The sequence below is a fragment of the Limibacterium fermenti genome (genome assembly GCF_041902845.1).
Lineage (GTDB): Bacteria > Bacteroidota > Bacteroidia > Bacteroidales > Dysgonomonadaceae > Limibacterium > Limibacterium fermenti.
The window spans coordinates 1,161,283-1,181,717 of sequence record NZ_CP159486.1; the positions used below are offsets into that span (position 1 = coordinate 1,161,283).

Annotated in this window: 22 protein-coding genes; 16 read left to right on the forward strand and 6 right to left on the reverse strand. The window is 38.2% G+C overall.

Annotated features, from left to right (window positions below; all coding sequences use genetic code 11):
- Nucleotides 1-12: 12 nt before the first annotated feature.
- The 16 genes from ABNK31_RS05325 (at nucleotide 13) to ABNK31_RS05400 (ending at nucleotide 14,015) form a co-directional block, all read left to right on the forward strand.
- Nucleotides 13-504, forward strand: coding sequence for a hypothetical protein (locus ABNK31_RS05325; protein ID WP_418894674.1), 492 nt, complete (start codon nucleotides 13-15; stop codon nucleotides 502-504).
- A gap of 374 nt (nucleotides 505-878) precedes the next feature.
- Complete coding sequence (locus ABNK31_RS05330; protein WP_418894675.1) at nucleotides 879-2,585, forward strand: O-antigen ligase family protein; 1,707 nt, start codon at nucleotides 879-881, stop codon at nucleotides 2,583-2,585.
- 150 nt (nucleotides 2,586-2,735) lie between these two features.
- Entirely contained in the window at nucleotides 2,736-4,268 is a 1,533-nt protein-coding gene (locus ABNK31_RS05335) for a hypothetical protein (protein ID WP_418894676.1), read from the forward strand.
- 14 nt (nucleotides 4,269-4,282) lie between these two features.
- Nucleotides 4,283-4,804, forward strand: coding sequence for a hypothetical protein (locus ABNK31_RS05340; protein WP_418894677.1), 522 nt, complete (start codon nucleotides 4,283-4,285; stop codon nucleotides 4,802-4,804).
- 235 nt (nucleotides 4,805-5,039) lie between these two features.
- On the forward strand, nucleotides 5,040-6,368 hold the full coding sequence (locus ABNK31_RS05345; RefSeq protein WP_418892750.1) for an IS5 family transposase: 1,329 nt from the start codon (nucleotides 5,040-5,042) through the stop codon (nucleotides 6,366-6,368).
- Nucleotides 6,369-6,442: 74 nt separating this feature from the next.
- Complete coding sequence (locus ABNK31_RS05350) at nucleotides 6,443-7,621, forward strand: hypothetical protein (protein ID WP_418894678.1); 1,179 nt, start codon at nucleotides 6,443-6,445, stop codon at nucleotides 7,619-7,621.
- Between the two features lie 13 nt (nucleotides 7,622-7,634).
- Nucleotides 7,635-8,123, forward strand: a complete 489-nt coding sequence (locus tag ABNK31_RS05355) for a hypothetical protein (RefSeq protein ID WP_418894679.1) — start codon at nucleotides 7,635-7,637, stop codon at nucleotides 8,121-8,123.
- A gap of 150 nt (nucleotides 8,124-8,273) precedes the next feature.
- On the forward strand, nucleotides 8,274-8,822 hold the full coding sequence (locus ABNK31_RS05360; protein WP_418894680.1) for a hypothetical protein: 549 nt from the start codon (nucleotides 8,274-8,276) through the stop codon (nucleotides 8,820-8,822).
- A gap of 42 nt (nucleotides 8,823-8,864) precedes the next feature.
- Entirely contained in the window at nucleotides 8,865-9,371 is a 507-nt protein-coding gene (locus ABNK31_RS05365) for a hypothetical protein (protein ID WP_418894681.1), read from the forward strand.
- A 403-nt stretch (nucleotides 9,372-9,774) separates the two neighbouring features.
- Entirely contained in the window at nucleotides 9,775-10,287 is a 513-nt protein-coding gene (locus tag ABNK31_RS05370; protein WP_418894682.1) for a hypothetical protein, read from the forward strand.
- Between the two features lie 115 nt (nucleotides 10,288-10,402).
- On the forward strand, nucleotides 10,403-10,771 hold the full coding sequence (locus ABNK31_RS05375; RefSeq protein WP_418894683.1) for a hypothetical protein: 369 nt from the start codon (nucleotides 10,403-10,405) through the stop codon (nucleotides 10,769-10,771).
- A gap of 11 nt (nucleotides 10,772-10,782) precedes the next feature.
- Nucleotides 10,783-11,277: a hypothetical protein gene (locus ABNK31_RS05380; RefSeq protein ID WP_418894684.1), complete on the forward strand. Its 495-nt coding sequence runs from the start codon at nucleotides 10,783-10,785 to the stop codon at nucleotides 11,275-11,277.
- A gap of 104 nt (nucleotides 11,278-11,381) precedes the next feature.
- The gene (locus ABNK31_RS05385) at nucleotides 11,382-12,116 is read left to right on the forward strand and encodes a hypothetical protein (RefSeq protein ID WP_418894685.1); all 735 of its coding nucleotides are present in this window, start codon (nucleotides 11,382-11,384) and stop codon (nucleotides 12,114-12,116) included.
- Between the two features lie 11 nt (nucleotides 12,117-12,127).
- A complete protein-coding gene (locus tag ABNK31_RS05390) occupies nucleotides 12,128-12,634 on the forward strand; it encodes a hypothetical protein (protein WP_418894686.1) in 507 nt (168 codons plus the stop codon).
- 175 nt (nucleotides 12,635-12,809) lie between these two features.
- A complete protein-coding gene (locus ABNK31_RS05395) occupies nucleotides 12,810-13,481 on the forward strand; it encodes a hypothetical protein (RefSeq protein ID WP_418894687.1) in 672 nt (223 codons plus the stop codon).
- Between the two features lie 9 nt (nucleotides 13,482-13,490).
- Complete coding sequence (locus ABNK31_RS05400) at nucleotides 13,491-14,015, forward strand: hypothetical protein (RefSeq protein ID WP_418894688.1); 525 nt, start codon at nucleotides 13,491-13,493, stop codon at nucleotides 14,013-14,015.
- Nucleotides 14,016-14,345: 330 nt separating this feature from the next.
- Here ABNK31_RS05400 and ABNK31_RS05405 read toward each other — a convergent pair whose 3' ends face one another.
- The 6 genes from ABNK31_RS05405 to ABNK31_RS05430 all read right to left on the reverse strand — a co-directional run bounded on the left by ABNK31_RS05405 (nucleotide 14,346) and on the right by ABNK31_RS05430 (nucleotide 20,434).
- Complete coding sequence (locus tag ABNK31_RS05405) at nucleotides 14,346-14,876, reverse strand: hypothetical protein (RefSeq protein WP_418894689.1); 531 nt, start codon at nucleotides 14,874-14,876, stop codon at nucleotides 14,346-14,348.
- A 4-nt stretch (nucleotides 14,877-14,880) separates the two neighbouring features.
- Nucleotides 14,881-15,450: a phage virion morphogenesis protein gene (locus ABNK31_RS05410; RefSeq protein WP_418894690.1), complete on the reverse strand. Its 570-nt coding sequence runs from the start codon at nucleotides 15,448-15,450 to the stop codon at nucleotides 14,881-14,883.
- Nucleotides 15,447-17,264 (reverse strand): phage tail tape measure protein, encoded by a 1,818-nt coding sequence (locus ABNK31_RS05415; protein WP_418894691.1) that lies wholly within the window; start codon nucleotides 17,262-17,264, stop codon nucleotides 15,447-15,449. The genes ABNK31_RS05410 and ABNK31_RS05415 overlap by 4 nt, the downstream gene beginning before the upstream one ends.
- Nucleotides 17,265-17,377: 113 nt before the next feature.
- Nucleotides 17,378-18,565 (reverse strand): phage minor head protein, encoded by a 1,188-nt coding sequence (locus ABNK31_RS05420; protein ID WP_418894692.1) that lies wholly within the window; start codon nucleotides 18,563-18,565, stop codon nucleotides 17,378-17,380.
- A gap of 113 nt (nucleotides 18,566-18,678) precedes the next feature.
- Nucleotides 18,679-19,971, reverse strand: a complete 1,293-nt coding sequence (locus ABNK31_RS05425; RefSeq protein ID WP_418894693.1) for a phage portal protein family protein — start codon at nucleotides 19,969-19,971, stop codon at nucleotides 18,679-18,681.
- Between the two features lie 16 nt (nucleotides 19,972-19,987).
- Entirely contained in the window at nucleotides 19,988-20,434 is a 447-nt protein-coding gene (locus ABNK31_RS05430; RefSeq protein ID WP_418894694.1) for a phage protein Gp36 family protein, read from the reverse strand.
- Between the last annotated feature and the right edge of the window lies 1 nt (nucleotide 20,435).

Consider the following 20,435-nt stretch of genomic DNA (forward strand, 5'->3'; position numbering starts at 1 on the left):
AAATTGAAAATCATGAAACGTAAGAATATGTATATTCTATTGCTTTTCGTAAGCCTGTATGCAAATGCGCAAGAAATGCCGATTGGGGTTAGTAACAAGTTTACTTTTCCTATCGGCAGTAAGTTTACGATTAAATTAGTACCGAAAGACTCTGTGAACTTCGATTATTCGGTTGTGGAATTTGAAAAATATTCCCAGGTGATTAATATGGAAGATCTGAAAAAACTGTTTGTTGAAAATGGAGAAGAAGATACGATCTCTTTCTATTTCTGCCTTGGAACACGTGGAGATACTGAAGAAGAAAAGAAAAAGAACATGCAGATTCTTCTTTTATTTAAAAATTATTCAGATTGGCAGCTTGATTATTCAACAGACATTCGAAGAGAAAAAGACTTTGAACCTACATCCAACGTAGGAATGTTCCCGGGAATAATAGGAATAGAAATGTGGCCTTTTGTGATATATGATATCGATATTCATCAAATTAAGAAACATCTAAAATAACTTTTATTCTAAAAAAGAGAATTCAAGTTTATTATGGGTTTTTAAGGATTTTGCGTTATTTGAGGATGTTTCGTCTTTATTTGAGGGATATAGATTGTATTTTACGTCTACTTTTGATAAAAATTACATATTGCATTTGCAATATGTAATCAATTTGATAATGGTTTTTTCCAAAAAGAGGAAAATAATGACATAGATGCCATTTTTGTGAATTTGGCAGGATCTGAAAACTTCAAACCATTATGATAACAACAAAGGGTGACAGTATAAAAAAGCTGAGAATAAGCAGTCGGAACCTTATAACAGGGGGATTGCTTTTGGCTCTTTTCCTAACAATATGTATCGTCGATACGACTTTGTGGAGAGGAGTTAGGATGGCAAAATATTTCTATTTTACCGTAGCCCTATGTTTGTCCATGCCGGTATTGGGTTCTTTCATCGTTTGTCGTAAATATCGTTTCTTCCTTATCCGAACCGCCGATATAGCTGTCGCTTTATTCGTGTTTTACATCATTAGCCACCGGATTCTCATGGGAGGAGGCAATGAAATGCATTGGTGGCTTTTCCTGCTCGTGATTCCTTTTTATGCTTTGGTACGCACTTTTGCCGAAAACAGAAACGGAATACGCATCCTCACAATTGTAATTCTTATTACGGTATTAATTGAAACTCTTTGGGGAATTTTACAACTTTGCGGGTTTTTGCCTTCCTATCACAACGCTTTTCCAATTACCGGATCGTTATTCAATCCGGCGCCTTATGCCGGTTTTGTAGCTGCGGGTATTCCGTTGGCATTAGGGACATTCCTTTCCCGAAATGCATCTTGCCGGAAGCGTATTTTAAGCGGCGCCGTACTTACCTCATCATTTATTGTCCTTCCTTTTACCGGAAGCCGTGCAGCATGGTTAGCCGCTTTTGCCGGTGGATTGGCGGTCGTTTGGCAAAAATATGCCGTTAAGAGGAAAAATGCCCATCTCCCTGTTTTTCCATATAATCGTTGGCGTTTTATTTTTATTCCTGTAACAGTCGTTCTAATGGTAACATTACTGTATGGTATGTACCGGATGAAAAAAGATTCTGCCGACGGGCGTTGGCTTATCTGGAATGTTTCGGCTTCCCTTGTAAAAGAGCATCCTGTAGGAGGCATAGGTACCGGACGCTTTGCAGCCGCCTATGGGCAGGCACAAGCCGATTATTTTCTTTCCGGCAGGGGAACGGCGGCGCAAGCTAAGGTGGCGGATCATCCCGATTATGCATTCAATGAATGGGTTCATATAGCCGTTGAACTTGGCCTTACCGGTTTAGTCCTTTTCCTTTTCATGATAGGGGCATGCTTGTTTATACCCTATACATCGGAGAAAGTAAAAGTGCCGACGTCTTATTACTTGTCTGCTTTTATCGGTTTGCTTGTTTTTAGCCTGTTTTCGTATCCTTTTAGCGTCTTGCCGCTTTCAATCTTGTTTGTAGCCTTTCTGGCAGCGCTGGCATCGCAAACGCCCCCCTTGCGGTGGCAACCGTCATTTCAAGGTTCTATTGTAGTAGAAACGGTGCTCCTTCTCCTTACGGTAGCTGTGGCTTTTCAAGTATTGCCGCGAAGGCAAAGTTACCGGAAATGGCAGGAAACACATATTCTTTTCCGGTCAGGAGCTTACAGGGATGCATTAGACGAGTATCGCATTTTGTATCCGCAATTGAAATATGAGGAAGATTTCCTGATGGAGTATGCTCGTTGTCTTTCCCATCTTGGAAAATATGAAGAAAGCAACCGTGTGTTTAGTGAATATCTCGCTGCGGGATGCGATCCGGAGGCTTATAACTATATCGGAAACAACTACAAATCATTAAGGCAATATGAGGCAGCCGAACAAGCTTATATCCGTTCTTGCCTGATTACGCCCAACCGTCATTATCCTGAATATCTCCTGATGAAACTTTATTATGATACGGGAAGGAAAAATAAAGCGGTCGAAAAAGCCCGGCTTTTAATGGATAAACCCGTTAAAGTCAATTCTCCGGTTATGGAACTTATCCGGAAAGAAACGGCTAAGATACTCGAAACGAATAATAATATAAATGAATAAAACAATGGACAATCTTTATTTTGTGTTGTGCTCCCGGCATGGGTAGCTTCCCGCTTCGGGAGGCAAAATCGATAATCGAATGGCCTGTACCGCCCAGACCGGAAAACAGAAAATTTGCGGTGTTATGTACCAATATTTAAAACAAAAAACATGAGAAGTATACTAAAAAAAATTGTATTTTTGCTCCTTACGGCAATGCTTATGTTTACTTGCCAGTATGAACCGGATATTCATTCCGGGGGAGTTGATTTTAATAAAGATAAAGAAATAGAGGAGGCGAAACGGTGGTATGATGCCACCCGCCCTGAAGAAGTCTCATTCAGGTCGTCTAATAGTGTCGAAAACGCTTCTTCGATAGAGGTTAAACCGGATTGGGAACAGGCCTACGTAAGGGCTAACAAAAAGGAGAAAACAGTGGAGACGAATCTGTTTATGAAAGGAGAAATCTATTTTGTACAACCTGAAAATAAACAGAAGTTCGAAGAGACTCACGATGAGCGCTATATGAGGTCGCATACGCGATTGGTCGTTAAAACAGAATTGAGTAGCGGAGCCAAAGATGCTTTTTTAATGACCATTATTCCTTCGGTGGAATATTTGGAGTTAACGGATTTCAAAGCGTTTGACAACAATAGCTATATCGGTCGCGACAAACAGTTTACGGGGCGAATCCTCTATCATAACTTAGAGGGCGAGTTTGTCAACGGGTGGGTATATAAAAACGGAAGAATTACCCATTCTCTAAAACGGGTGCAACCGAATGAGGACCCGGTAATCTCGTTGAAATCATCGGGAAGTTCGGACTGCCAGGAAGTCGAACAATGGGGTTGGACACGTACCTGTACCGACTGGTACCAATATACGAATATCGATCGCACTCCGGTTTATACCGGTACGACCTGTACCGATTGGAAATACGAGTTTATAGGTACTGAGCAGCAATGTACCTCCGGAGACGGGGGAGACGGGGGAGACGGAGAAGACGGGGGAGACATCGACGGGGAAGAGGACGACTATAGCGGCGGCACTGGCGGCGGTGGCGGCGGTGGATACGTTCCTCAACCCATTTCCCTCTCACCGGAATTGCAACAGATTTTAAAAGGTATCTCAATGACAGATACCCAGAAATCGAAGTTGAATCAGGCGTTGAGTGAATTTATTCATGAGGGTTGTATGCAGGTAGCTTTGTACAATACGTTAGTTGACAACCGGGTTTATCTGGATTTCGGGATGAGAACTTCTGGAACATCAGCTTCATATGATCCGATAAGTAAGGGAATAACCTTTTCCTCCACTGCAGACATTACGAGTGCCAGTTTGAAAGAAGAACTCTTCCATGCCTGGCAGGATGCTTATTATCCGGGCGGAATTTCGCAATATACGGAAGTTGGAAAAGTCAATATCGAGTTTGAAGCGAAATTCTATCAAGATATAATCGGAGCTCCAAATGGGTTGTGTTGTATTACTTTTGGTGTAAATTTACCGGATAACTTATATCAAGAATATTACGCATGGATAGAATCTATACGTTTATCTGAAAAATTATCTTTTAGTAATTCCGATTATGTCAGATGGTTGAATATTTTTAGTGAATACGATTTGTACTATACTTCTCCCATTAATAGTAGTTTATCAATACCATATGCTTTACAAGAACTGATTTCAAATTCCAATTGTTTTTAATAAAAGACTAAATTATGAGAAAAATATATTTATTTGTTTTGTTTTTTGAAGGATTTATTTTCTTCTTAAATGTAAATGTATGTGCCCAAAGTAATATTGCAAAAGATGGTTTTAAGATTCATGTAGATTCAGATGGTAAATTTACGACTTTTGAAGATACAAATAGAATAATATATAATAATATATCTCCACGTGATTCTGAGAATAAAATTGTAAGCGTACGTAGTATTAAAGTTAAATTCAATGAAGATAGAAAAAATATAGAAAAAGATATATTTAATGACGGTCAGAGAAATCAAATAAAAAAGTATAAACCATTTGCAATAGTCTATATCTGCTCTGAAACTAAAAAAATAATAGCACTTTCATTTGTATTCAGGAATATAAATGAATCCGATATGGGGGAAATTAATACTGTACAGCTCGCGCAATACAGAGATCGTTTAAAGAATGAACTAGAGGTGACCGAGCTATCTTTCGAAAGAAAAGTGGCTAAACACGGAGTTGTTAAGCAATCTTTTAAAGTGTTTTTTTGACAATATTAGGATATTATTATGATGTGTTTTATTGAAAAAATATCATCTTTTAAGCGGTATTGAATATTCAGTTATCAATCCATCTCTCTGAAATAGATTGATAACTGATTTCAATGCTAATTAGTCGTCCCTTAATAAGTCATTTATATACTGATTAGCAGTAATATAATATCATAATTCTTTTGGTAAATCTGCAATTTTTTGTATCTTTGGACATAGAAACTTGCAGATTTTTATGATAAATACAACTCCCTCCTCTCGATCTCTGTTTTCATCCCTGGATGATTTACTGAATCAGCAGCACCCTTTGCATAAACTCTCTGGCAAAATTAACTGGGCCGTGTTTGAAACAGCATTCACCCCTCTTTACTGTTCAGATAACGGTCGTCCGGCTAAACCGATCCGTCTGATGTGTGGTTTACTGATCCTCAAACATCTGCGTAACATCTCTGATGAGTCTGTTGTAGAACAATGGAGTGAGAACGCTTATTTTCAATACTTCTGCGGTATGCATGAATTTATGCCGTCTTTTCCTTGCAATGCATCCGAGCTTGTGCATTTTCGGCGGCGGATAGGTGAAAAGGGAATAGAGCTTATTCTTGCTGAAAGCATTCGTGTAAATGATGACAAGAGCGATGAGGATCATCATCGAACTGTCTTTATAGACTCTACCGTACAGGAAAAGAATGTAACTTATCCCACAGATGCCAAACTGCACAAAAAGATAGTTGGCAAAGTGCTTAAGATTGTAAAAGAATTGAATCTGCCCCTGCGTCAGTCATACACTTTTATTTTGAAAGGAATCTATCGGGATCTACGTTTTCGTAACCATCCCAAGAACCGGAAAAAAGCGCTAAAAGCTGATAAGCGTTTACGTACAATCACCGGGCGTCTGGTCAGAGAACTCAAACGTAATTTAGGTGAGAATCGAGCATATGATGAATTACTGTCCATCTTTGAAAAGATACTCTTACAACGTCGTAATTCTCCCCATAAGATTTATTCCATCCATGAGCCTGATGTTCAATGCATCAGTAAAGGTAAAGAACACAAGAAATATGAATTTGGTAACAAAGTATCCATTATACGTTCTGCTACAGGCGTCATTCTTGGTGCCAGCTCTTTCCGCAACGAATATGATGGGCATACGATTCAGAAGAGCTTGGAACAGGTATTTCGGCTGACTGGAAAAAGTATCAAGCGATTAGCCGGAGACAGGGGCTATCGTGGCAAGAAAGAGATAAACGGGACGCAGATACTGATTCCTGATACGCCAAAAGCCAAAGACACATCCTATCAACGCAAGAAAAAACATCAGCTGTTTTGCAAGCGTGCAGGAATAGAACCTACCATCGGGCATCTGAAGACGGATCATCGTTTAGGGCGAAACTTTTATAAAGGCATACTTGGGGATGCTATCAATGTTTTGTTGGCTGCAGCAGCTTATAACTTCAAAAGAGCCATGAGGGTTCTTTTGGGCTTAATCCGAAAACTGTTATTAGAGGGCGAAAAACAGAAAATCCGAGGGGTAAGACAAATGATACCCATCGGATTTTCTGAATGAAATATACTTTTTAAGGGCCGACTAATTATATTATAGAATAAACAGAAATTCGAAAAACTCATGATGAGCGCTATATGAAGTCGCATATGCGATTGGTCGTTAAAACAGAATTGAGTAGCGGAGCCAAAGATGCTTTTCCAATGACCATTATTCCTTCGGTGGAATATTTGGAGTTAACGGATTTCAAAGCGTTTGACAACAATAGCTATATCGGTCGCGACAAACAGTTTACGGGGCGAATCCTCTATCATAACTTAGAGGGCGAGTTTGTCAACGGGTGGGTATATAAAAACGGAAGAATTACCCATTCCCTAAAACGGGTGCAACCGAATGAGGACCCGGTAATCTCGTTGAAATCATCGGGAAGTTCGGACTGCCAGGAAGTCGAACAATGGGATTGGACACGTACCTGTACCGACTGGTACCAATATACGAATATCGATCGCACTCCGGTTTATACCGGTACGACCTGTACCGATTGGAAATACGAGTTTATAGGTACCGAGCAGCAATGTACCTCCGGAGACGGGGGAAACGGAGAAGACGGGGGAGACATCGACGGGGAAGAGGACGACTATAGCGGCGGCACTGGCGGCGGTGGCGGCGGTGGATACGTTCCTCAACCCATTTCCCTCTCACCGGAATTGCAACAGATTTTAAAAGGTATCTCAATGACAGATACCCAGAAATCGAAGTTGAATCAGGCGTTGAGTGAATTTATTCATGAGGGTTGTATGCAGGTAGCTTTGTACAATACGTTAGTTGACAACCGGGTTTATCTGGATTTCGGGATGATGCCTTCCAGCAATCCGGCTTCGTATCACTCGGAAAGTAAAGGGATCACTTTTGCCAATACGGAAAGCATTACGAGTACCAGTTTGAAGGAAGAACTCTTCCATGCCTGGCAGGATGCTTATTATCCGGGAGGTATTTCGCAATATGCGGAAACAGGAAGAGTCAATATCGAGTTTGAGGCAAAGTTTTTTAAAGATTTGCTCAATAACCCCGAAATGTATAATGGGTGTTGCTATGCCTTTAATGTGAATGTTTTACCAAATAATCTATATACAGAATATATTAATCTGATATATAATATCAAGGATTCTGGGAAAATGGAGTTTGAAGATACAGATTATCAAAAATGGTTAAACTTATTCCAAAAATATGACACAGATTATACTTCCCCGATGGCTAATAATTTGTCAACCCCAAAAGCCTTGAGGAATTTAATAAATAACTCAAAATGCTTTTAAAACATAACGAAATATGAAACCTAATATGATTATTCTATTTCTCATTTTACAGATAGCTACAGGATGTTTTGCCCAACAGCAAAGTAATGTATTTGAAATAATAACAAACAAAGACTCTAATAAAGCGATATCAGTTTATTATAAAGATAAAGAAAGCGATAAATACAAACAATTACCAAAATTCAAAACCCCTACATCCGATTTGTCAACTATTGTAACAAAATTCCCCACTAAGGAAGAATTGAGTATCATAGAAAATGATATATTTTCGGAAAAAGAACTAGAAAAATCAGGAAGAGTTCTTATAATATGTGACATACATATTCCTACAGGAAAAATTGTATCAGCCTCATTCCTAACAAGAGATACAAATATAAGCCAAGAAAAAATTGAATTATATAACAAGAGAATAAAGAAAGAATTAAAGTTTGAAATAATATTGAGAAGTGAACTAGTTAAAGAAGGTTACGCAAGAATGACTTTGAGAGCTATGCAAAAATAGACGTTAGTTGAGAAATCTTCCCCATCGAACTGAGGAAGATTGCCAGAACCAGATATGGAGAATATGCCACTAAAGTAAACGATAAATATCTTTTCCATATTAAATAAACTACTGAAATAAAATTCATTATCCGACAACCAGTTCAATAAGTTGAATAAAGGAGTAGAGGAACTCATAAAAGAAGGCTGCATGCAAGAATCACTCTATAAGGCGTTAGTCAATAAAAGTGTCCAATTATATTTCGGGATAAATACTTCTGCCAGTCCGGCTTCGTATCATCCGGAGAGTAAAGGGATCACTTTTGCCAATACGGAAAGCATTACGAGTGCCAGTTTGAAGGAAGAACTCTTCCATGCCTGGCAGGATGCTTATTATCCGGGCGGAATTTCGCTATATGGTAAAGACACTCAGGGTAATAAATCTGAAGGATATGTGAATATTGAGTTTGAGGCGAAATTTTTTAAAGATTTGCTCAATAACCCCGAAATGTATAATGGGTGTTGCTATGCATTTAGTAATTACTATGATTACCCAAAGGGAGTATATGATGAATATCAAAATTGGATATATGGTATCCGGGATTCGGAAAATATCAGTTTTCAGGACAATGATTATCAAAGATGGTTGAAGTTATTTCAACAGTATGATACAAACTATACATCTCCGATGAGCAATGATTTATCCACTCCTGACGCTTAAGAAATTTAATAGACAATTCAACTTGTTTTAAATAAAAAAACGATGAGACCATATATTTTTATTTTATCTTTTCTCTTGCAAACAATAACAGTTTGTTTTGCTCAACAGAAGAGCGATGTTTTTATCATAACAACAAAGGAAAATCCGGATAAGGGAATATCCGTATATTACAAAGATATGGATACGGATAAATTTAAAGGTACTCCTTCTTTTAAATATTCGGTTCCTTCGGATGAAGCGACTTTTATTACTTTTCCTACCCGGGAAGAAGTGAATCGAATAGAAAGGGCTGTTTTTTCAGATAAAGAGTTGAAAAATTTGAAAAGAGGGTTTGTTACATGTATAGTTCATATTCCATCCGGAAAAATTGTCGCAGTCTCATTTTCCACATTTAATAAAGATATCGATATAAAAAAACTAGAACTGTACAATAAACGAATAAAAAATGAACTTAAATTCGATGTCAAGTTGAATGTAGAACTAATAAAAGAAGGGTATTTCGGAAAGGGGTTTCCTGTTTTTACTTCATTAAAAGAACAAAAGAAATGAAGTAGATTATTATTTATGCTGATTACCGAAGGGGGATAAAAAAGGCTTCTTTGGTAATCGACTAATAAGCAGATGTTAGAATAGTCAATATTGAGTTTGAGGCGAAATTTTTTAAAGATTTGCTCAATAACCCCGAAATGTATAATGGGTGTTGCTATGCATTTAGTGTTGATATTTTATCAGAAGAACTATATCAAGAATATTATAATTGGATATTAGATATCAAAAGTTCAGGAACTATGAATTTTCAGGACAGTGATTATCAAAGATGGCTAAATCTATTTCAACAATATGATTTAAATTATACATCTCCAATGAGCAATGATTTATTAACGCCAATAGCTTTGAGATATTTAATAAATAATGCAACTTGCTTGTAATAAAAATATAATAACTATTGACTATGAAGCATAATATTATTATTCTATTTTTTATCTTACAGATAATAACTATGGGATGTTTTGCCCAACGACGAAGCAGTGTATTTGAAATAGTTACAAAAAAAGATGTAGATAAGCAGACAACAGTCTATTATGAAGATATTGAAAGAGATAAATATACGGAGATACCGAAATTTAATCTACAAACATCTGCAGATTTATCTGTAATTGTTACAAAAGAGCCTCCTGTAAAAAAATTGGGTAGGATAGAAAAAGAAATTTTTTCCGAAGAAGAATTATACAATCAGAATAAAGTTTTTGCTATTTTTGAGATACATATTCCTACCGGCAAAGTTGTGGCTGTATCTTTTTTAACAAAAAAGACGGATATCAATGTAAGAAAGCTGGAACTATACAATAGACGTATAAAAAATGAAATCATTTTCGATATCTCTTTGAGAGCAGATTTAACTAAAGAAGGTTATGATAGAATAGCATATCCTCTTTTTTTCTCATCATACGAATTGAAAGAATGATGAATATAACTGGTAACCGATGGTGTCGTTAAAAGCGACACTATCGGTCTGCTAAATTATATTCAAACAGTCGCAGGCTTGAAAGTAAAAAAGGGAACGGTTATTTATCCCTCATTTGAAAAAAGAACTCTTCCATGCCTGGCAGGATGCGTATTATCCGGGAGGTATTTCGCAATATGCGGAAACAGGAATAGTCAATATCGAGTTTGAAGCGAAAGTGTTTAAAGACTTAATTATGCAAATGGGTACTTATTCTGCCTTTTTTAAAACTGAGACAGATGAAGAAAAAAGAATTAATAGTGAGTATGGAAACTGGATAGAAAGCGTGAAAGAAGACATATCAATTCTTCAAGACAGAAGCGTATACAATTATTGGCTGGATTTGTTCAATGAATATAATCCGGCTTATACAAGTCCCATAAGCAATCAATTGACGGGATTCGATTCCCTGAATAATATAATAAGTAGCTCAAACTGTTTTTAAAATTAAACAATATGAAAAAGTACAGTATAATTTTAGTTGTCTTATTGCAGAGTTTTGTTGCTGCAGTTTTTTCACAAAGTACAAAGGATGGATTTTACATTTCAACGGTAAAAAATACAACAAAGTTTGAAGATGTGAATATGGATAATTACAGATCTAATCCAAAAAATAAAAATGGGGAAGAAGTGGAAAATCCTTCATCTGAATTTTCCAGTAAAGAGAAATTAAAAAAAATAGAACGAGAACTATATAATGAAGAAGAGCGCAATTATATGCTTTCTCATTATCGGCCAAGGGCTATGGCTATGGTCAGGGCTAACGACGGTGAAATAGTTTCGGTAACGTTTATTTTTAATAATTTGGAAGACCCATCGTTTATCGACACAAAAAAACTACGGGTGCTGCGGAAAAAGATAATGGCTGAAAACTCGTTCGATGTCTTGTTTAACGGACAAAGAGCAGCATCTGGATATATACCTGCGCGTATAAGTTTGTTTAAGCCTTAATTTTGAGATCCCTTAGCGTATTAATAAGGGTAAATGAAAGCTCTTTCTCGCGCAAGTTCTACGAAAGTAACTTGCGCGAGAATTGAGAAATTTACGGTTTCCTGATGACCATTATTCCTTTGGTAAAATATCTGGAGTTTACGGATTTCAAGGCATTTGACAACAATAGCTATATCGTTCGCGACAAACAGTTTACGGGGCGGATCCTCTATCATAACTTAGAGGGCGAGTTTGTCAACGGGTGGGTATATAAAAACGGAGAAATTACCCATTTCCTAAAAAGGGTGCAACCGAATGAGGACCCGGTAATTTTCCTGAAATCATCGAGAAGTTTGGACTGCCAGAAATCGAAGTTGAATCAGGCGTTGAGTGAATTTATTCATGAGGGTTGTATGCAGGTAGCTTTGTACAATCACTCGGAAAGTAAAGGGATCACTTTTGCCAATACGGAAAGCATTACGAGTGCCAGTTTGAAGGAAGAACGCTTCCATGCCTGGCAGGATGCTTATTATGAAGGAGGTATTGCCCAGTATGCGAAAGTAGGGAAAGTAAATATAGAGTTTGAGGCGAAAGTCTTTAAAGATATTATTGAAAGTCCGAATCATAGCTGCTGTTGGGCATTTATGGAAGCAAATGATTTTCCTGAAAACCTATCAACGGAATATAGTTTGTGGATTTATGATATACGGGAATCCATAATCACTTTACAGGATACAGATTATCAGAAATGGTTGAATTTTTTCAATCAACACAACACAATTTATTATTCTCCCATGCAGGATAATCTTAGTACACCAAAAGTCATAAAGAGTTTAATGAATCAATCCGACTGTTATTAAAATGATTATATATGAAAAAGTTTGTTTTTGCAATATTTATGCTTGTTCAATTTCTGTTGGGTCAAATTTATGGGCAGAAGTTTACAGATCGTGTTTTCAATGTTGAGGTTCGAGAATCCGTGTCAAGTGGTACATATATTAATTATTCTGATAGGGATCGGGATAAATATAGAACTTCTCCCAAATTCACATCGAATGAACGATCTGCGCGCGATAATGTTAACTTTCGCTTTAACTTGATCTCTAAAAAAGACAGTATTGAACGGACGCTGTTTAAAGCGGAAGAATTGGATACACTTAAAAGAGGAATTGCTATTTGTCAGATACATATTCCATCAGGGAAAATAGTTTCAGTTTCGTTTGCCCTTCAAAATTATGTTGATATAAACAAATTGAAAAGATTTAAGAATGAAATCGAAACGAATTTATATCTTGAAGTAGAGCTTTATGGAAATTTGGAGAAAGAAGGGTATTTACTTCAATCTTTTCCAATATTTGTTTCACGAAGGAGAAAATAATCCGGCTTATCGGTACTTTCTTTCTGAAAGGGAACTGTCTGTTTTATGGCAGTTCTCTTGCAGAAAAATATATTTTGTCACTGCGATACACTTAAAAAATAATTGATAGAAAGTTGATTATCATTTCGAGCTTTGGAATTATTGACATCCATATTGGTAAATAATTCAGGAGAAGATGGCGGCGGTGATGGAAGTGGATACATCCCCTCAACCCGTTTCCTCATTACCGGAATGGCAACAGATTTTAAAGAAAATTACAATGACAGATACTCAGAAATCGAAGTTGAATCAGGCGTTGAGTGAATTTATTCATGAGGGTTGTATGCAGGACGCTTTGTACAATACGTTAGTTGACAACCGGGTTTATCTGGATTTCGGAATGATGCCTTCCAGCAATCCGGCTTCATATCGTACGGAGATTAAAGGGATTACTTTTGCCAATACGGAAAGCATTACGAGTGCCAGTTTGAAGGAAGAACTGTTTCATGCCTGGCAGGATGCTTATTATCCGGGCGGAACTTCTCAATATGGTAAAGACACTCAGGGTAATAAATCTCCGGGATATGCAAATATCGAATTTGAAGCGAAAATTTTCAAAGACATTATAATGCCACTTTACTGCTGCATGGCTTTCAATATCGGGTCTGCCCCAGATAATATTATTGATGATTATAACATATGGATGCGTTCAATCCAGGATAATCCTTTGAGCCTTTCTGATTCTGATTATCAAAAATGGCTTAATCTGTTTAATCAATATACCCACGTATATAGTTCTTCTCTTAGTCCTACACTTTCTTCCCCACAAGCTTTAAGAAAAATTATTTCATCATCGGATTGCTTTTAATTGAAAAATATGAAAAAAATATATGTAGTATTAATTATGATTCAAGCATTAATAATTTGTCCATTATATGGTCAAATTAACCTTGCACAAGATTCTTTAATTAGAAAAATAGAAACAAGCCAATTCAGCGGAACAGTTGTATTTAAATATTCGGATAGAATAAATGTTTCAGAGAATCGGTCTAGACCGGTAGATAAAGAAGGGGTTGCAGTAGAAATGATGGAGATTCATTTGAATTCTATAGAAAAACTTAATCAAATTCTTCAACGAATATTTACAAAAGAAGAAATTCTTAGTTTATATAATAAAAAATGTATGGTAGATTGTATCGTTTTATCTTCTGGCAAAATTGTTAGTGCATCTTTTCAATTTTCTGACGAAGATACGGATATTCGTTTAAGCAAATTAATTGAATTTTCCAAAGCGATAAAAAAGAATCTCTCCTTTAAAATATATTTTAATCGTAAAATTGAGAATAATGATAGCTCTGTTCTGTTAACCTTTCCCGCTGTTAAAAACATTCATATACAATAAAAACTTATAAGAGATTATTAAGGGGCAATTCAAAATACACACTTTTATATGAAACTTTAAAATCTTATTGAATAGTCACTTATAAAAAACGGCTTTTTCTCTTCACAGGTAATTTATAGGTAATTCATAGGTAATAAAACTATGAAAACCCGCATAAATAAAGAACTTGAACGGAAATTGATTGGTGATAACAAAAAATGCATGTATTGAATTGCCGATTGATAACACCGTTATCATTCAATATACGCACAAATGTTATCAATAAAATGATAATAAATGTGCTTGCATTGAATTGCCGAAAATGGTATTATTTTCAGGTTTAAATATCCTTTATAAGGAATTTAAAAAATGCTGATTCTTTAAACTACCATAGATATTCAATCGCTCAAACTCTCCGATGATTTCTTCCGGATGATTACTGATCATATCTGATAAATTGACTTCGAATTCGTATGTCTGAGTATGATAATTGATCACCGGTTCATCAATCGGAAGTTCATTGATAAATGATAACGCTGTCGTGGAACCGAGACGGCTTCCTTCGACGATTTGTTGTAAAAGTAGATTATATAAAAAACGTTTTAGCCCTTCTGTCTTTTGTTCTGAAATGTTGGATATATCCGGCATATCATCGGTTACAACATGAAGGGTTGTCGTAACCTTACGGGGCTTGTTTTTACCTTGCCCTAATATCGAATAATCTACAAATATCGCCGGCAAAGAAAAATATTCATACAACTGCGGCTCATGTGGCTGTGACCTATAAACGTCTATAAAAAAATCACCATCCAATCCTGCATCGATGAATATTTGTTTTTTAGAATCGATGAGTTTATATAATTCTAATAATTGTACAAGCATTTTTTTATTGTTTTAAAGCCCGCGAAAACCGCGCGGCGGTTAATAAATATATCCTTCTGTTAAGCGTGTAGCTTTCTCCTAAAAACTGACGCTGGGGAATTCGTGTGTCCATTCTTCGAGAATGGGAATTTACTACGTGCGATTTGATAGTTTGCGCTTTTATCCTCTCTGTTCTGCCGGCTCTAACACGGGTGTATGAGCGACGCCTTTGTGCTTTCACTGCATGCGTCCTTACAGTGAATGTCCCGGTTATCGTTCCACCGTAGTTATGGATAGATGCATACGGTACATCGGTACCAATAACCACACGATTGGTATTAGCCGATATTTTGCGTATACTCCGTTTTAAGCGTCCGGTATCGACTAATAACGTTTGGCTTCTTTTAGGACTGCCTTTTCTCCTTTGTTTGCGTGGCTTCCATCGTTCTTTCGTATGATCCAACCATGACTGATCGCGAAACCTTTCCTTTGAAAAGTTGACAGCTACTGCTGCAATTTCATCAGGTAGTTTCAGATAGGCTGATTTTAAAGCCTTCATTTTACGTGTCCAATCCGTTATATCTGCTTTACTCATGACATTGTTTCTGCTGATCTGACTACACGAAGGAACATCTCTGTCATCCATCTTTCCATTTCATCCTTGCTCATGCCGTTAATTGATTGATGGGTGGGGGTGAATCCTTTTACAAAGCTGTCAATATTGATGGTCGTATTTTTTGTCTGACTACCATTCGTTATTTTGCGGACAGTCTCTGTCGGAGTAACTGGTACTCCAGGAGTACCATTGTTAGGTGTTACCGGTGAACCATCAGGATTATCATTCTCCGTTTCCGTTTCGATTTTTATTTTAGCTTTGATTTCGCCAATATCTGGCATTTTAAAGTTCTGAATTCGTTCTTTCACATCTTTAAAATTAAACGTTACGATGTCGTAAAGTATATTACCGATGGATTCCGCGAATTCTTTTATCCATATCAGATATGGACGAATGTAATTATATAATGATAAAAAGCCACCTTTAATACCGGTTATCTTTTCAAACCATCCATTTAATGCTTCTGTTACATCAAAGATAGCTTTCCATGCCAATTTCATATAATTGATCACAGCTTTGATTGGTACAATAGCAATTTTAAATGCCCATTCGAATACCTTTCCAATAATATTGAGTATATCTCGGAATAGTTCAGATTCTTTGTACAGATTCCGGAAATAGCCGATTATGTTTAGGATTCCCTCTCCGACTTTTGAAACAATAGGTAAAAAGACTTCGCCTATCTTTATCATCTCCACTTTTAGCTGATTTTGAATAATCTTCCAACTTTCCATGGGGGTTAACGAATCTTGATAGGCTTTTCCGAGAGCGCCCTGAGAGTTTACTGTCGCATCAATAGCTTTTTCAAGTCCGTTTACGTCTTGCGTTAATGTTGCAAAGCCCAAAACGCTCATTTGATCGAGTCCTAACTGGTCGAATTTAATCATCCGTTGCTTATCAGATAGCCCAGACATTTGTTTATCAACATCCTTTATAATATCCAAAATTGGACGGACTTTATTTGTCTCAGTATCGAATATCTGAATTTTCATCTTCTCCAATCGTTTTATCACTTCATTATTCGATAAGGAACGCATGATTCCCTGTAAAGCAGTAGTTGATTGCTCAGCGGATAATTTACCCGTTAAAGATGCGAATGCTCCTGCTGTTTCGTCCAGTGCAAATCCTACATTCCGGGCGAGCGGTATTATTTTAGGCAGGTATTGGGCGATATCCCTAAACTCGGCATTTCCTTCTTTCACCGTTTCGAAAAGAATATCATAAACTCGGTTGATATTCTCTCCGGAAGACATCATCGTAGCAATCCCTGCCGAGGCAACAGTTTCAATATCCGTAAATCCTGCTTTTGCCGCTCTTAACGTTGGTTCCAATGCATGTAGGGATGTATTGACGTCAAGACCGGCACTTATTATTCGGTTAAAAGCTTCTGGAACTTGTTCGAGTGAAGCGGCATTCCGTCCACCGATCTTAAGCATTTCATCGGAAAGTGACTGTAATTTTGTTTTTGTGAGTTCTGCAGTAACATTGATCGCTGACATTTTAGTATGCCACTCATTTGCCATTTTTGTTGCTTTAACTCCTACACCAATGGCGACTCCTGCCGCCGCCGCAATTGCAGTATATGGGTTGGCTAACGTCCCGATCGCAGCTCCGACTCCCGGCACTTGTGAACTAATAGCCTCAAAGGCCTCAATATTCTTTATTTTGAAATTGTTTAGCTTTGATTGCATGTCTCCGGTAGCTTTCCTGATTTTCTTATCAGCAGCATTCAAACCTTTATCGAGATTACCATTCAGGTCTATAAATAATCGTAATTTTGCTAATCCATTCATTTTTACATTAAATATATTTGTCATTCAAAATAAATTTGTATTTTTGTGGTGCCGGGGGCTGCGGCCCATGGCTCCCAAAAGCGGTAAGAACTTCGGTTTTTACCGCTTTTGCTTTATTTTATCTTGATAAATCGCCCTTTGCTCAATAACCACACTTCAAAATCTTCCTTTTCATAATGTTTCAAATGGCCTTTTGCGATGCGCAATGCCTCATTAAAATCGATATGATCGTTAAGATGTATAATAACTGTGTCGGCCTGTTTTTTACCGTTCGATATCGCCCATTGAATTGATTTTTTCGATCCGTTGGGTGATTCGAATTCCACGACCTTTCCGTTCAAAAGCGCATCCCCGTTTTTGTTTCCGAACTTATTTACGTAATCCCTCGGGTAAAACCTGTTTTTAACTTGAGCATCCTGTTCGTTTAGTACGGGAAGCAATTTTAGTTTGGATTTCGGTTTGTGATTCAGAAGCACGTTGGAGGCTTCGATATTCGTATGCAATTCCTTTTCTCCGTGTAACGGATGAATATCGAATTCGTGACGGCCAACGACAAATGACTGATACGTATCTTTCGGATCAAGCCAGGCGATGGATTTCCGTAATTCCGATTTGGGTATTCCTTTATAATACGGATGTCCTTTCGGAAAAATCAATCCCGTTTTAGCAAGATTGGTGCGGAACATTTTCGGAATATCCACAGATGGAATTTTATCATCCGGTGTAACCCGTCCTAATCCGTTTGGCACCTGTACAGCTTCGCATCGGCATCCCCATCCGTTCGGTGGATAATGTGTCAACCAAAACGAATCATTTATCGGGCGAATGATCCCATCCAATAGTTGATGTTCGGGCCGAACGGCATCATCCCCCGCGGTTTGGTATTTCAGATTGGGGATCGTATCTTTATCGCGTTCGAATTGCGTCCATCGTGCGGCGCTTTGGGAGGCTGAAACAGCAAAATTGTACTCACTCCGGAACCAAGCATTATTATATTTCCCGATGACGGTTTGTGCCCGTTCTTTGAAATCGGCAAGCGAACGCAGTTTCCCCTTTTCGTCTTTCAATAACGAGGTGAGATCGCGCATTTCCTGCCAGTTCTTCGCAGCGCTGAACTCCCACACGTCGCTTGTAAGGCGTGCTAACATTTCCACATCAGGCGTAGTGAAGTCCGGCGTAACGATTCCATAGCTTTCCATCACCTTGCCGGTTAATGAACGGGCCGCAAGTGAGATCAATCCTTTGGAAGGTTCACGGCCGGAATGGATATCTCCGATGACCAGATTGACCATTTCTTCCATCTTTTGAATGATGGCGGGCGGGATTTCTTCCGATGCTTCGGGATGCGAACCGCCGCAATCCGGGCAGGTGTGCGCATATAATTGGGGAACGGCGTGCGCTTTGGCTCGATCCCCTACCGAAAATTTGCGGATATTCCCCCGCTGTCCAAATGGGATGTTTCTTTTTTACCGATAATAGGCAAATTGAATGTTTCGGCTATTACATCCTGATCCAATTCGTAATGTGCCATTGCATCGCTGACGATCTTCCAGTGCTCTGTTAGTGATAAATCCTCTGTCTCATCGAACCGGAACATCATTTTCGTATTATCGAAAGGAAAACCGAGATATTGCAATACGGGCATCAGTTGCCGTTGTACGATAAAAGCGACATTCCGTTTATCGGCAGTGGCAAGCTTATCGTCTAATGTGCGCTCATGAACTTCCGTTTGTGCACGGTTCCCGTTTTCTTCCGTAATAGTGGTTGAGCCCAAGAAGCGTTTACCGACTTGATTGTCCTGATATTCGGCTTGCGCCAGGAAAGCCTTATCGGGATTCGCAGCATTGGCGAGATCGTGAACGGTGATTGTTGTCCCTGTAGGCAGTACGCCGGTACCTGATTGGCCTAAATTTACAAGAGACTTACTGATTTTAGGCACTTCGGCCTTATTGTTTGTCTCTGCGGTAATCAATGGAAATCCGAAACGCTCGGAATATTCGGCGTAAGCCTGCAACGCATTCCGTTTCCAAATAAGATTCGGAATAACATCGTTCATGATTCCAAAAGTCGAGTTGTGGATGATAGCTACAACATTCGGGAAATCATGATAATTAAGATATTTGTCTCCACCGACTTCAAGATACACACGTCCCAATTGCGGACATATATTGCGGCGCGGGATGATCGAAAAAACGGGCGTATCTTCATCGCGGGAGAATTCCAACACACTATATTTTTTGAAATTGCCCTCAAAGAACTCGTTTAGGAATTCATAAAACCATTGATCATTTATGAAATTGGTCTGCTCATCCAATTGTTTACCATCTTTATCGGTGATATAAAAGCGGTGATTCATTGTCGCCATTTTGCGGATCTCGGTGACAGATGCCAAATGCGCATCGATCATGTCACTGTATAAATCCTGAATCAGGTACCAGCGCGGATTATCAATGTTCTCCGCCGCGCCGATAGCCTGTCGCCATTTATCGATATCCTTCCGGTTACGATCCTGATATTCTTTGATAATTTGAACAAGAATATCATTTTTCGATTTATCTGCATAGTGCCTTAATACCGCCTCTGCGGTCATATATTTTTGGTAATCATCCTGCGTAATATTTCCGTCAAGTGTATATTTAAGGGCATCATTGTAATTATTTGAATTACCGGCTGCCTTGTTTCTTCTAAAAAGTTCACGTATGTTCATTTCTTTCCTTTTTGAATTACCATTTATGATTTTCAGGCGGGCGACTGTTGATTACCACCTCGCTATATTCTTCTCCTTCGTCATCCTTTACCGTTGGAAGATCGGTCGGCGTTGTTCCATTGCCGACATCTTTCAACCAGTCAATGGCATCTTGATAGCGATTTGCCCGGTGTTCCGGTATGTCTTTCATGCCGGTTTGGCTGTAAAGGTGGTAGAGTGCAATGTCGATGGTGATGGTAACGATCCACTGGTCTCGTAAGTCGTTCAGTTCATCACCGGGTGTGAATATTTCATCGCAATCGTACCGTTTGCCAATGCGGTTTTTTATTTGATGGATAGCTGTTTGTTCGGCCCGAATGAGTTTTGCACTAACATACCAGTCAATAGTATTGGCCGTCAGGAGCCGGATGATCTCCGCTTTGATCTGCATGCCATAATCGGATTGGAGTATAAATCTTGCCATA